Source organism: Shinella yambaruensis, assembly GCF_050859155.1.
In the GTDB taxonomy this organism is placed as follows: domain Bacteria; phylum Pseudomonadota; class Alphaproteobacteria; order Rhizobiales; family Rhizobiaceae; genus Shinella; species Shinella yambaruensis.
On sequence record NZ_CP150638.1, the window covers coordinates 1,576,454 to 1,591,937 of the forward strand.

General features: G+C 62.5%; 12 protein-coding genes and 1 tRNA gene. 12 read left to right on the plus strand and 1 reads right to left on the minus strand.

Features of this window, described 5'->3' with window-relative positions; all coding sequences use genetic code 11:
• Positions 1–90: 90 nt before the first annotated feature.
• From WMC41_RS07740 to WMC41_RS07785, 10 genes are all read left to right on the plus strand, one after another.
• A tRNA-Trp gene (locus tag WMC41_RS07740) sits at positions 91–166 on the plus strand.
• A 194-nt stretch (positions 167–360) separates the two neighbouring features.
• The gene (gene secE, locus WMC41_RS07745; protein ID WP_244765701.1) at positions 361–561 is read left to right on the plus strand and encodes a preprotein translocase subunit SecE; all 201 of its coding nucleotides are present in this window, start codon (positions 361–363) and stop codon (positions 559–561) included.
• A 16-nt stretch (positions 562–577) separates the two neighbouring features.
• A complete protein-coding gene (gene nusG / locus WMC41_RS07750; protein WP_244765700.1) occupies positions 578–1,108 on the plus strand; it encodes a transcription termination/antitermination protein NusG in 531 nt (176 codons plus the stop codon).
• A gap of 199 nt (positions 1,109–1,307) precedes the next feature.
• Positions 1,308–1,739: a 50S ribosomal protein L11 gene (rplK, locus tag WMC41_RS07755; RefSeq protein WP_244765699.1), complete on the plus strand. Its 432-nt coding sequence runs from the start codon at positions 1,308–1,310 to the stop codon at positions 1,737–1,739.
• Positions 1,740–1,741: 2 nt separating this feature from the next.
• Positions 1,742–2,434, plus strand: coding sequence for a 50S ribosomal protein L1 (gene rplA, locus WMC41_RS07760; protein ID WP_244765698.1), 693 nt, complete (start codon positions 1,742–1,744; stop codon positions 2,432–2,434).
• Positions 2,435–2,784: 350 nt separating this feature from the next.
• Positions 2,785–3,303, plus strand: a complete 519-nt coding sequence (rplJ, locus tag WMC41_RS07765) for a 50S ribosomal protein L10 (RefSeq protein ID WP_024270435.1) — start codon at positions 2,785–2,787, stop codon at positions 3,301–3,303.
• A 60-nt stretch (positions 3,304–3,363) separates the two neighbouring features.
• Positions 3,364–3,741 carry a 50S ribosomal protein L7/L12 gene (gene rplL / locus WMC41_RS07770; RefSeq protein WP_244765697.1) on the plus strand — a complete coding sequence of 126 codons (378 nt, stop codon included), beginning with the start codon at positions 3,364–3,366 and terminating at the stop codon, positions 3,739–3,741.
• Between the two features lie 253 nt (positions 3,742–3,994).
• Positions 3,995–8,134 carry a DNA-directed RNA polymerase subunit beta gene (rpoB, locus tag WMC41_RS07775; RefSeq protein ID WP_432347596.1) on the plus strand — a complete coding sequence of 1,380 codons (4,140 nt, stop codon included), beginning with the start codon at positions 3,995–3,997 and terminating at the stop codon, positions 8,132–8,134.
• A 154-nt stretch (positions 8,135–8,288) separates the two neighbouring features.
• The gene (gene rpoC, locus WMC41_RS07780; protein WP_272805242.1) at positions 8,289–12,500 is read left to right on the plus strand and encodes a DNA-directed RNA polymerase subunit beta'; all 4,212 of its coding nucleotides are present in this window, start codon (positions 8,289–8,291) and stop codon (positions 12,498–12,500) included.
• A 156-nt stretch (positions 12,501–12,656) separates the two neighbouring features.
• The gene (locus tag WMC41_RS07785) at positions 12,657–13,706 is read left to right on the plus strand and encodes a cytochrome-c peroxidase (protein ID WP_244765694.1); all 1,050 of its coding nucleotides are present in this window, start codon (positions 12,657–12,659) and stop codon (positions 13,704–13,706) included.
• A 15-nt stretch (positions 13,707–13,721) separates the two neighbouring features.
• On the opposite strand, the gene WMC41_RS07790 is transcribed toward WMC41_RS07785, so the two are convergent.
• A complete protein-coding gene (locus WMC41_RS07790; protein WP_272805244.1) occupies positions 13,722–14,018 on the minus strand; it encodes a transcriptional regulator in 297 nt (98 codons plus the stop codon).
• A gap of 543 nt (positions 14,019–14,561) precedes the next feature.
• Between WMC41_RS07790 and rpsL the strand changes: the two genes are divergently transcribed.
• Together rpsL and rpsG are read left to right on the plus strand one after the other, a co-directional pair.
• On the plus strand, positions 14,562–14,933 hold the full coding sequence (gene rpsL, locus WMC41_RS07795; RefSeq protein WP_003507760.1) for a 30S ribosomal protein S12: 372 nt from the start codon (positions 14,562–14,564) through the stop codon (positions 14,931–14,933).
• Positions 14,934–14,988: 55 nt separating this feature from the next.
• Entirely contained in the window at positions 14,989–15,459 is a 471-nt protein-coding gene (gene rpsG, locus WMC41_RS07800; RefSeq protein ID WP_023516514.1) for a 30S ribosomal protein S7, read from the plus strand.
• Positions 15,460–15,484 lie beyond the last annotated feature (25 nt).

A 15,484-nucleotide genomic window follows, 5' to 3' on the forward strand; every position in this document is an offset into this window, starting at 1 on the left:
GTCTTCGGGCTTGCCAAGTCGATCCGTGCGCCGTAAAGACGCCATGCCTTGCCGGTGACGGGCGGTTCGCCCGGGACACGGCAGGCAAATAGGGGTATAGCTCAGTTGGTAGAGCGGCGGTCTCCAAAACCGCAGGTCGGGGGTTCGAGCCCCTCTGCCCCTGCCATTCCCAGCCGGACAGCGCGGACGACTTGCAGCGACGGGGGCGGATGGCGTGGCGGCGTCGTGCCGTCTAAATTCGCGAAAAGCCCGGGCTGCCTCTTGTTAAAAAGAGAATCGGGCTTTATGTAGGGCAAAACAGACACGCGGTGCGTGGGGCTGAGAGTTCAGCTTTACGTGCCGTAATGGCGTGGACATTCAATGGCATCGAAAACGAATCCGATTGCGTTTCTGCAGCAGGTACGCTCCGAGACGGCGAAAGTGACTTGGCCCTCGCGGCGCGAGACGATGATCTCGACCGTCATGGTGTTCATCATGGTTTTCCTGGCCGCAGTGTTCTTCTTCGCTGCGGACCAGTTGATGGGGTGGCTGATCGGCCTCATCCTCAACGCCAGCGCCTGATTGGTTGGAGATGAACATGGCTTCCCGTTGGTACATCGTCCACGCCTATTCGAATTTCGAGAAGAAGGTCGCCGAGGACATCGAGAACAAGGCCCGCCAGAAGGGCCTTGAGCATCTTTTCGAGAAGATCCTGGTGCCGACCGAGAAGGTCGTCGAGGTGCGTCGCGGCCGTAAGGTCGATTCGGAGCGCAAGTTCTTCCCCGGCTATGTGCTGGTGCGGGCGAACCTGACGGATGAGGCCTACCACCTCATCAAGAACACGCCGAAGGTCACGGGCTTCCTCGGTTCCGACAACAAGCCGGTCCCGATCCCGGACAGCGAAGCCGAGCGCATCCTGTCGCAGGTCCAGGACGGCGTCGATCGTCCGAAGCCCTCGGTCTCGTTCGAGATCGGCGAGCAGGTTCGTGTTTCCGACGGTCCGTTCGCGTCGTTCAACGGCACCGTGCAGGACGTCGACGAGGAGCGCTCGCGCCTCAAGGTGGAAGTGTCGATCTTCGGCCGCGCCACCCCGGTCGAACTGGAATACGCCCAGGTCGAGAAAATCTGATTTCGGCGGCGCCTCCGGCGCGGCTCATCTGAAATCCAGCCCTCCTTCGAGGGCTGGCGGCGGAAGTTTCCGCCAATCGCGTGGAAGGGAAGGCGGCCTTTAGCCGGGCGTTCTGACCGTACCACGCAACCGCAGCCGCCGGTCGTCCGACCGGCATCACGGGCCGGGAAACCGGCCGCATTCTGAAAGGCAGAGAGAAATGGCTAAGAAAGTTGCAGGCCAGCTCAAGCTTCAGGTCAAGGCAGGCTCGGCGAACCCGTCCCCGCCGATCGGCCCGGCGCTTGGTCAGCGTGGCATTAACATCATGGAATTCTGCAAGTCGTTCAACGCGGCGACGCAGGAAATGGAAAAGGGTATGCCGATCCCGGTCGTCATCACCTATTACCAGGACAAGTCCTTCACCTTCGTGATGAAGCAGCCGCCGGTGACCTACTTCCTCAAGAAGGAAGCCAAGATCCAGTCCGGCTCGAAGACCCCCGGCAAGGGCGGTTCCATCGGCAAGCTCACCAAGGCTCAGATCAAGTCGATCGCCGAAGCCAAGATGAAGGATCTCAACGCCGCCGATATCGAAGGCGCGATGGCAATGGTCGAGGGCTCCGCCCGCGCCATGGGCCTGGAAGTGGTAGGTTGATCATGGCCAAGATTGCAAAGCGTCTCCAGAAGATCCGTGAAGGCATCGACCCGACCAAGCTCGTTGCCCTGTCGGACGCCATCGCCCTCGTCAAGGAGCGTGCGACCGCCAAGTTCGACGAAACCGTCGAAGTCGCCATGAACCTCGGCGTCGACCCGCGCCACGCCGACCAGATGGTCCGCGGCGTCGTCAACCTGCCGAACGGCACCGGCCGCGACGTTCGCGTCGCCGTCTTCGCCCGTGGCGCCAAGGCCGATGAAGCCAAGGCTGCCGGCGCTGACATCGTCGGCGCCGAAGACCTCGTCGAGATCGTCCAGGGCGGCAAGATCGACTTCGATCGCTGCATCGCGACCCCGGACATGATGCCGCTCGTCGGCCGTCTCGGCAAGGTACTCGGCCCGCGCGGCATGATGCCTAACCCGAAGGTCGGCACGGTCACCATGGACGTCGCCGGCGCCGTCAAGGCATCCAAGGGCGGCGCTGTCGAGTTCCGCGTCGAGAAGGCCGGCATCATTCATGCCGGCGTGGGCAAGGCCTCCTTCGACGCCAAGGCTCTGGAAGAGAACATCAAGGCTTTCGCCGACGCCGTCATCAAGGCGAAGCCGACGGGCGCCAAGGGCAACTACGTCAAGCGCGTTGCCATCTCTTCGACGATGGGTCCGGGCGTCAAGATCGATCCGTCGACGGTCGCCTGATCAGGCACCTGAATTTCGGCACCGCTTCGGCGGGGCCTTGCAAGAATTCCCGGCCGGTCTGGCCGGGGATTTCCGGGGAAACCCGGAACTCCTGTCCGAGATTGCAGGTGGTTAGGCCTTAATCACGTTGCCTGCATGAGACGGGTGAGACCTGGATTTCACTCAGCGTCGGATGACGCGGAATTCGGTTCGAACCTACCTTGCCTGTGCCGCGGTCCTCGACCGAGCGCGGGGGGACAGGATCCTCGAGCGTCGCTCGGGATCTTCTTTTGTAAAGCGGATCCCTGGCGGCAAAGGCAAACCCGGCAGGTCCCGTGAGAAGTCACGGTCCTGTCAACTGGAGATAGGCAGTGGAAAGAGCGGAAAAACGCGAATTTGTCACGGAGCTGAATGAAGTCTTCAAGGCTTCCGGTTCGGTTGTCGTGGCCCGCTATGCCGGCATCACCGTTGCACAGATGAACGATCTTCGTACGAAGATGCGTGCAGCGGGCGGTACCGTCAAAGTCGCGAAGAACCGCCTGGCCAAAATTGCCCTTCAGGGTACGGAGTCGGAAGGGATGTCTGATCTCTTCCAGGGTCAGACGCTCATTGCATATGCAAATGATCCGATGATCGCTCCGAAGGTAGCCATGGACTTCGCCAAGACCAACGACAAGCTCGTTGTCCTCGGCGGCGCCATGGGTGCGACCACGCTCGACGCAGAAGCAGTCAAGTCGCTTGCGACCCTGCCTTCGCTCGACGAGCTGCGTGCAAAGCTCCTGGGCCTCATTGCAGCCCCGGCAACGCGCGTCGCCACGGTCGTTGCAGCACCGGCAAGCCAGCTTGCCCGCGTGTTCGCAGCCTACGCCAAGAAGGACGAAGCCGCGTAAGGCGGTTTTTCGCTGTAAATCAAACACACCAGTTCGAACCGAACAAAAGGAAATATGAAAATGGCTGATCTCGCAAAGATCGTAGAAGACCTCTCCTCGCTGACCGTTCTGGAAGCCGCCGAGCTTTCCAAGCTGCTCGAAGAGAAGTGGGGCGTTTCGGCTGCTGCTCCCGTAGCTGTCGCTGCCGTTGGCGGCGGTGCTGCTCCGGCTGCTGCTGAAGAAGAAAAGACCGAATTCGACGTGATCCTCGCCGACGCCGGCGCCAACAAGATCAACGTCATCAAGGAAGTCCGCGCCATCACCGGTCTCGGTCTCAAGGAAGCCAAGGACCTCGTCGAAGGCGCTCCGAAGGCTGTCAAGGAAGGCGTTTCCAAGGCTGAAGCCGCTGACCTCAAGAAGAAGCTTGAGGACGCCGGCGCCAAGGTCGACGTCAAGTAATATCGGAATGCTGCGGGGGAGGGCGAAAGCCCTCTCCCGTCGATCCTTTCCGCTGAACTGATTACCCAAAAGCCGCTGAAAACGGCTTTTGGGTAATGGGTTCTTCAAGAGGATGGTCTTCACCGCAAGATTGGGCAATCCGGCCCGTCGACCGGCAGCAAGACGAGATTGAACCAACCCATTGGTCGACGGGATCGACTGGCCAGCGAACCCCGTCCGTTGCAGGCCCGGATGCAAATTTGAAGGAGCGACGATGGCTCAGACCCTTTCGTTTAACGGTCGTAGGCGCGTACGCAAGTTTTTTGGAAAAATCCCCGAAGTCGCAGTCATGCCGAACCTCATCGAGGTTCAGAAGGCATCCTACGACCAGTTCCTGATGGTTGAAGAGCCCGCCGGCGGTCGCCCGGACGAGGGGCTTCAGACCGTTTTCAAGTCGGTCTTCCCGATCACCGACTTCTCCGGCGCTTCCATGCTCGAATTCGTCTCCTACGAATTCGAACAGCCGAAGTTCGACGTCGAGGAATGCCGCCAGCGTGACCTGACCTATGCAGCACCGCTCAAGGTGACGCTGCGCCTCATCGTGTTCGATATCGACGAGGATACGGGTGCCAAGTCCATCAAGGACATCAAGGAACAGAACGTCTACATGGGCGACATGCCGCTCATGACCGACAACGGCACGTTCATCGTCAACGGCACCGAGCGCGTCATCGTCTCCCAGATGCACCGTTCGCCGGGCGTGTTCTTCGACCACGACAAGGGCAAGAGCCACTCGTCGGGCAAGCTGCTCTTCGCCGCGCGCGTCATCCCCTATCGCGGTTCCTGGCTGGACATCGAGTTCGACGCCAAGGACATCGTGCATGCGCGCATCGACCGCCGCCGCAAGATCCCCGTCACCTCGCTGCTCATGGCGCTCGGCATGGACGGCGAAGACATCCTGTCGACCTTCTACACGAAGTCGCTCTACCAGCGCGACGGCGAAGGCTGGCGCGTGCCGTTCAATCCCGACGCGCTGAAGGGCCAGAAGGCCGTCGCGGATATGGTCGACGCCGACACCGGTGAAGTGGTCGTCGAGATCGGCAAGAAGCTGACGCCGCGTCTGCTCCGCCAGCTCTCGGAAAAGGGCCTGAAGGCCCTCAAGGCGACCGACGAGGAGCTCTACGGCAACTACCTTGCCGAGGACATCGTCAACTATTCGACGGGTGAGATCTATCTCGAAGCCGGCGACGAAATCGACGAGAAGACCCTGCCGGTCATCCTGGCCGCCGGTTTCGACGAGATCCCGGTCCTCGACATCGACCACATCAATGTCGGTGCCTATATCCGCAACACGCTCGCCGCCGACAAGAACGAGAACCGCCAGGACGCGCTGTTCGACATCTACCGCGTCATGCGTCCGGGTGAACCGCCGACCATGGATTCGGCCGAAGCCATGTTCAACACGCTGTTCTTCGATGCCGAGCGGTACGACCTCTCCGCCGTCGGCCGCGTGAAGATGAACATGCGCCTCGACCTCGACGTCGCCGACACGGTCCGCACGCTGCGCAAGGAGGACATCCTCGCCGTCGTGAAGATGCTGGTCGAGCTGCGCGACGGCAAGGGCGAGATCGACGACATCGACAACCTCGGCAACCGCCGCGTCCGTTCGGTCGGCGAATTGATGGAGAACCAGTACCGTCTCGGCCTGCTGCGCATGGAGCGCGCGATCAAGGAACGCATGTCCTCGATCGAGATCGACACGGTCATGCCGCAGGACCTGATCAACGCGAAGCCGGCAGCCGCCGCCGTTCGCGAGTTCTTCGGTTCCTCGCAGCTCTCGCAGTTCATGGACCAGGTGAACCCGCTCTCGGAAATCACCCACAAGCGCCGTCTTTCGGCCCTTGGCCCGGGTGGTCTGACCCGCGAGCGCGCCGGCTTCGAAGTCCGCGACGTTCACCCGACCCACTACGGCCGTATTTGCCCGATCGAGACGCCGGAAGGCCCGAACATCGGTCTGATCAACTCGCTCGCCACCTTCGCCCGCGTCAACAAGTACGGCTTCATCGAATCGCCGTACCGCAAGATCGTCGACGGCAAGGTGACGACGGACGTGGTCTACCTCTCCGCCATGGAAGAGGCCAAGTATCACGTCGCCCAGGCCAACTCGGTGCTCGAGGCCGACGGTTCCTTCGCTGAAGAGTTCGTCGTCTGCCGTCACGCCGGCGAAGTCATGCTCGCCCCGCGCGACCAGATCAACCTCATGGACGTTTCGCCGAAGCAGCTCGTTTCGGTCGCGGCCGCGCTCATCCCGTTCCTCGAGAACGACGACGCGAACCGCGCGCTCATGGGCTCGAACATGCAGCGTCAGGCCGTGCCGCTCCTGCGCGCCGAAGCCCCGTTCGTCGGCACCGGCATGGAGCCGGTCGTCGCCCGTGACTCGGGCGCCGCCATCGCGGCCCGCCGCGGCGGCGTCGTCGACCAGGTGGATGCGACCCGTATCGTTATCCGCGCCACCGAAGACCTCGATCCGTCGAAGTCGGGCGTCGATATCTACCGCCTGCAGAAGTTCCAGCGTTCCAACCAGAACACCTGCGTCAACCAGCGCCCGCTGGTCACCGTCGGCGACGTTCTGAACAAGGGCGACATCATCGCGGACGGTCCGTCGACCGACCTCGGCGACCTCGCGCTCGGCCGCAACGCGCTCGTCGCGTTCATGCCGTGGAACGGCTACAACTACGAAGACTCGATCCTGATGTCCGAACGCATCGTCTCCGACGACGTGTTCACCTCGATCCACATCGAGGAATTCGAAGTCATGGCCCGCGACACCAAGCTGGGCCCGGAAGAAATCACGCGCGACATTCCGAACGTTTCGGAAGAAGCGCTGAAGAACCTCGACGAAGCCGGTATCGTCTATATCGGCGCAGAGGTTCAGCCGGGCGACATCCTGGTCGGCAAGATCACCCCGAAGGGCGAAAGCCCGATGACGCCGGAAGAAAAGCTCCTGCGCGCCATCTTCGGTGAGAAGGCATCCGACGTTCGCGACACTTCCATGCGCATGCCGCCCGGCACCTTCGGCACGGTCGTCGAAGTTCGCGTCTTCAACCGCCACGGCGTGGAGAAGGACGAACGCGCGATGGCGATCGAGCGGGAAGAGATCGAGCGTCTCGCCAAGGACCGTGACGACGAGCAGGCGATCCTCGACCGCAACGTCTACGGCCGCCTGACCGACATGCTGCGCGGCCACGTCGCCGTCGCCGGCCCGAAGTCCTTCAAGAAGGGCACCGAGCTGTCGAACGCCGTCATCTCCGAATATCCCCGCTCGCAGTGGTGGATGTTCGCCGTCGAGGACGAGAAGGTCCAGGGCGAGATCGAAGCGCTCCGCGGCCAGTACGACGAATCCAAGTCGCGCCTTGAACAGCGCTTCATGGACAAGGTCGAGAAGGTCCAGCGCGGCGACGAGATGCCTCCGGGCGTCATGAAGATGGTCAAGGTCTTCGTCGCCGTGAAGCGCAAGATCCAGCCCGGCGACAAGATGGCCGGCCGTCACGGCAACAAGGGCGTCGTCTCGCGCATCCTGCCGATCGAGGACATGCCGTTCCTCGAAGACGGCACGCATGTCGACATCTGCTTGAACCCGCTGGGCGTGCCCTCGCGCATGAACGTCGGCCAGATCCTCGAAACCCACCTTGCCTGGGCTTGCGCGGGCATGGGCAAGAAGATTGGCGACCTGCTCGACGAATACCGCAAGACCATGGACATCTCGGACCTGAAGCGCGAGCTGACGGAAGTCTACGAGAGCGAGGCCAAGGATGAAGTCGCCCATTTCGACGACGCCGCCCTGGTCAAGCTTGCCGAGCAGTCCCGCAAGGGCGTCTCCATCGCGACGCCGGTCTTCGACGGTGCGCATGAGCCGGACGTCGCCAGCATGCTGGAGCGCGCGGGCCTCAACCCCTCGGGCCAGTCGGTTCTGTACGATGGTCGTACGGGTGAGCCTTTCGACCGCAAGGTCACGGTCGGCTACATGTACATGATCAAGCTGAACCACCTTGTCGACGACAAGATCCACGCGCGCTCGATCGGTCCGTACTCGCTCGTCACCCAGCAGCCGCTGGGCGGCAAGGCGCAGTTCGGCGGCCAGCGCTTCGGGGAAATGGAAGTCTGGGCGCTCGAAGCCTACGGCGCCGCCTACACGCTGCAGGAAATGCTGACCGTGAAGTCGGACGACGTGGCGGGCCGCACCAAGGTCTACGAGGCGATCGTTCGTGGCGACGACACGTTCGAGGCGGGCATTCCGGAGAGCTTCAACGTTCTCGTCAAGGAAATGCGCTCGCTCGGCCTCTCCGTCGAGCTGGAAAACTCGAAGGTCGATTCCGCAGCCGAAGCCGGCCAGCTTCCCGACGCGGCGGAATAAGCCTGACAAGGTGCGCGCCGGAAAGGCGCGCACCGTTACCGCTCCCGCTGCAAGGCGAGGGGCGGCTCATCCGTTTCAGGCAGTCGTGCGGCACCCGGGTATCGCCGCATTTGACTGCTAAGCAGAGGGCCACTGGCCCACGAAGGAGATAGGCATGAACCAAGAGGTCATGAACCTTTTCAACCCGCAGGTGCCTGCGCAGACGTTCGACTCCATCCGCATTTCGATCGCGTCTCCGGAAAAGATCCTGTCCTGGTCGTACGGCGAGATCAAGAAGCCGGAAACCATCAACTACCGCACGTTCAAGCCGGAGCGTGACGGTCTGTTCTGCGCGCGCATCTTCGGGCCGATCAAGGACTACGAGTGCCTGTGCGGCAAGTACAAGCGCATGAAGTACAAGGGCATCATCTGCGAAAAGTGCGGCGTCGAAGTCACGCTGTCGCGCGTTCGCCGCGAGCGCATGGGCCATATCGAGCTCGCCGCGCCCGTCGCCCATATCTGGTTCCTGAAGTCGCTGCCATCCCGCATCGCCACGCTCCTCGACATGACGCTGAAGGATGTCGAGCGCGTTCTCTATTTCGAGAACTACATCGTGACGGAGCCGGGCCTCACCGCGCTCAAGGAAAACCAGCTTCTTTCCGAAGAAGAATACATGATCGCCGTCGATGAATATGGTGAAGACCAGTTCACGGCGATGATCGGCGCCGAGGCCATCTACGAGATGCTCGCCTCGATGAACCTCGAGAAGATCGCCGGCGATCTGCGCTCTGATCTGGCCGACACCACGTCGGACCTGAAGCAGAAGAAGCTGATGAAGCGCCTGAAGATCGTCGAGAACTTCATGGAGAGCGGCAACCGCCCGGAATGGATGATCATGAAGGTCGTTCCGGTGATCCCGCCGGACCTGCGCCCGCTCGTCCCGCTGGACGGCGGTCGTTTCGCGACGTCGGACCTCAACGATCTCTACCGCCGCGTCATCAACCGCAACAACCGTCTGAAGCGCCTCATCGAGCTGCGCGCGCCGGGCATCATCATCCGCAACGAGAAGCGCATGCTTCAGGAATCGGTTGACGCCCTGTTCGACAACGGCCGCCGCGGCCGCGTCATCACCGGCGCCAACAAGCGTCCGCTGAAGTCGCTGTCCGACATGCTGAAGGGCAAGCAGGGCCGCTTCCGCCAGAACCTGCTCGGCAAGCGAGTCGACTATTCCGGCCGTTCGGTCATCGTGACCGGCCCGGAACTGAAGCTGCACCAGTGCGGCCTGCCGAAGAAGATGGCGCTCGAACTGTTCAAGCCGTTCATCTATGCCCGCCTCGACGCCAAGGGCTTCTCCTCGACCGTCAAGCAGGCCAAGAAGCTGGTCGAAAAGGAAAAGCCGGAAGTCTGGGATATCCTCGACGAGGTCATCCGCGAGCATCCGGTTCTCCTCAACCGCGCGCCGACGCTGCACCGCCTGGGCATCCAGGCCTTCGAACCGATCCTGGTCGAAGGCAAGGCGATCCAGCTGCACCCGCTCGTCTGCACGGCCTTCAACGCCGACTTCGACGGCGACCAGATGGCCGTCCACGTCCCGCTCTCGCTGGAAGCCCAGCTGGAAGCGCGCGTGCTCATGATGTCGACGAACAACATCCTGCATCCGGCGAACGGCGCACCGATCATCGTTCCCTCGCAGGACATGGTTCTCGGCCTCTACTATTTGTCGATCATGAACCAGAACGAGCCGGGCGAAGGCATGGCCTTCTCCGACATGGGCGAACTGCACCATGCGCTCGAAAACAAGGTCGTGACGCTGCACGCGAAGATCCGCGGCCGCTACAAGTCGGTCGACGGTGAGGGCAAGCCCTACACCAAGATCTACGAGACGACGCCCGGCCGCATGATCATCGGCGAATTGCTGCCGAAGAACGGCAACATCCCGTTCGATATCTGCAACCAGGAAATGACCAAGAAGAACATCTCCAAGATGATCGACACGGTCTACCGCCACTGCGGCCAGAAGGACACGGTCATCTTCTGCGACCGCATCATGCAGCTCGGCTTCTCCCACGCCTGCCGCGCCGGCATCTCGTTCGGCAAGGACGACATGGTCATTCCGGATACCAAGGCGAAGATCGTCGGCGACACCGAAAATCTCGTCAAGGAATACGAGCAGCAGTACAATGACGGCCTGATCACCCAGGGCGAGAAGTACAACAAGGTCGTCGACGCCTGGGGCAAGGCCACCGAAAAGGTCGCGGAAGAGATGATGGCGCGCATCAAGGCCGTCGAATTCGATCCCGAGACCGGCCGCCAGAAGCCGATGAACTCGATCTACATGATGTCGCACTCCGGCGCCCGCGGTTCTCCGAACCAGATGCGCCAGCTGGGCGGCATGCGCGGCCTCATGGCCAAGCCCTCGGGCGAGATCATCGAGACGCCGATCATCTCGAACTTCAAGGAAGGCCTGACCGTGAACGAGTACTTCAACTCGACGCACGGCGCCCGCAAGGGCCTGGCGGACACCGCCCTGAAGACCGCGAACTCCGGCTACCTGACCCGCCGTCTCGTCGACGTCGCGCAGGACTGCATCGTCACGCACACGGATTGCGGCACCGACAAGGGCCTCACCATGACGGCGATCGTCGATGCCGGCCAGGTCGTGGCCTCCATCGGCACCCGCGTCCTCGGCCGCACGGCTCTCGACGACATCGATCATCCGGTCACCGGCGAGCGCATCGTCGATGCCGGCAAGATGATCCTCGAGGCCGACGTCGCCGCGATCGAGAAGGCCGGCATCCAGTCGATCCGCATCCGCTCGGCGCTGACCTGCGAGATCCAGACCGGCGTCTGCGGCGTCTGCTACGGTCGCGACCTTGCACGCGGCACGCCCGTCAACATGGGCGAGGCCGTCGGCGTCATCGCGGCGCAGTCGATCGGCGAGCCGGGCACCCAGCTCACCATGCGTACCTTCCACCTTGGCGGCACGGCGACCGTGGTCGACCAGTCGTTCCTGGAAGCCTCGTATGAAGGCACGGTGCAGATCAAGAACCGCAACATGCTGCGCAATTCCGATGGCGCACTCGTCGCGATGGGCCGCAACATGGCGATCACCATCCTCGACGAGCGCGGCGTGGAACGTTCCTCGCAGCGTGTCGCCTACGGTTCGAAGATCTTCGTCGACGACGGCGACAAGGTGAAGCGCGGCCAGCGTCTCGCCGAGTGGGACCCCTACACCCGTCCGATGATGACGGAAGTGGAAGGTACGGTTCACTTCGAGGACGTGGTCGACGGCATCTCGGTCTTGGAATCGACGGACGAATCCACCGGCATCACCAAGCGTTCGGTCATCGACTGGCGCTCGACGCCGCGCGGCTCCGACCTGAAGCCGGCCATCGTCATCAAGGACAAGAACGGCGCCGTCGCCAAGCTGTCGCGCGGTGGCGAAGCCCGCTTCATGCTCTCGGTCGACGCGATCCTCTCGGTCGAGCCGGGCCAGAAGGTCTCCCAGGGTGACGTTCTTGCCCGTTCGCCGCTGGAAAGCGCCAAGACCAAGGACATCACCGGTGGTCTGCCGCGCGTTGCCGAACTGTTTGAGGCCCGTCGTCCGAAGGACCACGCCATCATCGCCGAGATCGATGGTACCGTCCGCTTCGGCCGCGACTACAAGAACAAGCGTCGCGTGACGATCGAGCCGGCGGAAGACGGTGTCGAGCCGGTCGAGTACCTGATCCCGAAGGGCAAGCCCTTCCACCTTCAGGATGGCGACTACATCGAAAAGGGCGACTACATCCTCGACGGCAATCCGGCGCCGCACGACATCCTGGCGATCAAGGGCGTGGAGGCACTTGCTTCCTACCTCGTGAACGAAATCCAGGAAGTCTACCGGTTGCAGGGCGTTGTGATCAACGACAAGCACATCGAGGTGATCGTTCGCCAGATGCTGCAGAAGGTCGAGATCACGGATGCAGGTGACAGCACCTACATCGTCGGCGACAATGTCGACCGGATCGAGCTGGAGGACGTCAACGACGCCCTGATCGAGGAAGGCAAGAAGCCCGCCTCGGGCGAGCCGGTGCTGCTCGGCATCACCAAGGCCTCGCTGCAGACCCCGTCGTTCATCTCGGCCGCCTCGTTCCAGGAGACCACCAAGGTTCTCACGGAAGCGGCGATCGCCGGCAAGACCGACGGCCTGCAGGGCCTCAAGGAAAACGTCATCGTCGGCCGCCTCATCCCGGCCGGCACGGGTGGTACCATGACCCAGATCCGCCGCATCGCGACGGCCCGCGACGAGATGATTCTCGACGAGCGCCGCAAGTCGACGGGCGCCGGCGTCGCCACCCCGATGCTGGCGGACCTCGCCGGCGGCGAGGGCGCCGCGGCCGAGTAATCGCTGCCGCTTTTGACGATTGACAAAGCCGCCCGAAATAATTCGGGCGGCTTTTTGTTTATGCGCAAGGACAGGGCAGGGCGGCTTGATCTGGCGCAAGTGGCCAGATTGGAGCGGTTCTAAAGTCCATTCGTATCCCAACGAATGGAGGTAGCCATGAAATTCCTGCTGGCGACGGTCGCCGCATCGGTCATCGCGACCGTGGCCCTTGCCGCCGATCCGGTTCCTGCCGATCTGCGCGCAACGGCCCTCGACATCTTCAAACCCCTGCCGTCGACCTATCCGGCGGTCAGCGACAATCCGATCACGCCGGAGAAGATCGACCTCGGCAAGGCGCTGTTCTTCGATCCGCGCCTTTCGGCCTCGGGCGTCTTCTCGTGCAATTCCTGTCACAACCTGGCGACGGGCGGCGACGACAATCTGGAAACCTCGATCGGCCACGGCTGGCAGAAGGGACCGCGCAACTCGCCGACGGCGCTGAATGCCGTCTTCAACGAGGCCCAGTTCTGGGACGGGCGCGCGGAAGACCTGAAGGCGCAGGCGAAGGGGCCGATCCAGGCGGGCGTCGAGATGGCGAACACGCCCAACCAGGTCGTCGCGACGCTGAAGTCGATGCCGAAATATGTCGAGTGGTTCACGGCCGCCTTCCCGGGCGAGGCCGACCCGGTGACCTTCGACAACATGGCCAAGGCGATCGAGGCCTTCGAGGCGACCCTGATCACGCCGGCCGCCTTCGACGCCTATCTCAACGGCGACGATGGCGCGATGACGGTGGAGCAGAAGGAGGGCCTTGCGCTCTTCATCGACAAGGGCTGCGCGTCGTGTCACAGCGGCATCAATCTCGGCGGCAACGGCTATTACCCGTTCGGCCTCATCGAGAAGCCGGGCGCCGAAGTCCTGCCGGAGAACGACAAGGGGCGCTTCGCCGTGACGGCCACGGCGGACGATTCCTACGTCTTCCGCGCCGCGCCGCTGCGCAACGTCACGCTGACGGCGCCGTATTTCCACTCGGGCAAGGTCTGGAACCTGAAGCAGGCCGTCGCGATCATGGGCACCTCGCAGCTCGGCGAGGACCTGGCGGAGGCCGACGTGGACCGGATCGTCGCCTTCCTCGGCACGCTGGAAGGCCGGATGCCGGAGGTGGTCTATCCGGTGCTGCCGGCAGAGACGGATGACACGCCTCTGCCGAGCGGCGAAATCAAGTAAGGAAGGGGGCGGTCATCAGGCAAACCGGATGATCGCCACTTCTCCTTCGAGTGCGCCCTGATAGGCGGAGGCGTGAGGCTCGTCCTCCGGCGCGCCGGTCAGCGTCCCGATCTGGTCGAGGTCGGCTTCGAGGAAGCCTTCCTCCGAAAGCGCGTTCAGCGCCTCGCGCACGGCGCTGTCGTCGTCCGGCGCACGCAGCATGACGTGGATGTCGATGCCCTCGTCGCCCTCGCGCTCATAGGCCTTGCCGATGATGATGAAGACCATCGGCTCGTCGAGCGTGTTGTTGTCGTTGTCGGCATTGGACGCCATGGCGGGTTCCTTTCGGGTCGGTGATGCCGGTTCTATAAAGGGTAGGGCGGCAAGGCCCAAATGCAAAATCGGCGGGCGCACCAAAAGGTGATTCCCGGATGCGTCCGCCGCACGCCGTCCCTGCCGTTGATTCCGTCTTCACGCTTCCTTAATGTTCTCCGGCGAAGGCTGGGGAGCCGGGATGCACCCTGAAAGGGGCAGGGGAGAGCGCCGAAAGCCCTGCTTTTCAGGCAGGACAGCCATTCCGCTCCGGGATTCTTTCGCCCCGCCCCTTGACCTTTTGCCCTTAAGTCAGTAGACCGCACGCCATCAGAGCCTATGTGAGGCTGGCTGGTTCGGAACGACTCGTTCTGAAGTTCGCCTCAAACAGGGCTCGACGCACGTTGAGAACATGAATGCTGCACGCATGACGCTGAACTGGCGTCCTCTGCCTATGGAGGTCATCCGCAAAAGCGGATTGGCCTTTTATTGCGCATGAACACGCGTGTGGCCATGTATCCGCCCGCAAGGGTAAACGAGACTAGATTTGCAAGGGATGGTTCTATGCCTACCGTAAACCAGTTGATCCGCAAGCCGCGCCAGGCGCAGGTAAAGCGCAACAAGGTTCCTGCCCTGCAGGAAAACCCCCAGAAGCGCGGCGTTTGCACCCGCGTCTACACGACGACCCCGAAGAAGCCGAACTCGGCTCTGCGTAAGGTCGCCAAGATCCGCCTGACCAATGGCTTCGAAGTCATCGGCTACATCCCGGGCGAAGGCCACAACCTGCAGGAACACTCCGTCGTCATGATCCGTGGCGGCCGCGTGAAGGACCTTCCGGGTGTGCGTTACCACATCATCCGCGGCGTTCTCGACACCCAGGGCGTCAAGAACCGCAAGCAGCGCCGCTCCAAGTACGGCGCGAAGCGTCCGAAATAATACAGTAACCGGCGCCATTTCGCTGGTCGGAACCATTTGAAGAAAGACGAAAAGTATGTCCCGTCGCCATAGAGCAGAAAAGCGCGAGATCAACCCGGACCCGAAGTTCGGCGATCTCGTCGTCACCAAGTTCATGAACGCCATCATGCTGGACGGCAAGAAGTCCGTCGCCGAAACGATCGTTTACGGCGCCTTCGATGTCGTTCAGGGCAAGGCAAAGGCCGATCCGCTCGGCGTGTTCCATTCGGCTCTCGACAACGTTGCACCGCACGTCGAAGTGCGCTCGCGCCGCGTTGGTGGTGCGACGTACCAGGTTCCGGTCGACGTTCGTCCGGAGCGCCGTCAGGCTCTGGCCATCCGCTGGCTGATCGCCGCTGCCCGCAAGCGTAACGAAACGACCATGGTCGAGCGCCTTTCCGGCGAACTCATGGACGCAGCGAACAACCGCGGCAGCGCCGTCAAGAAGCGCGAAGACACGCACAAGATGGCCGACGCCAACCGTGCATTCTCGCACTACCGCTGGTAACCGAAACTAGACGTCTCGAAAGGAG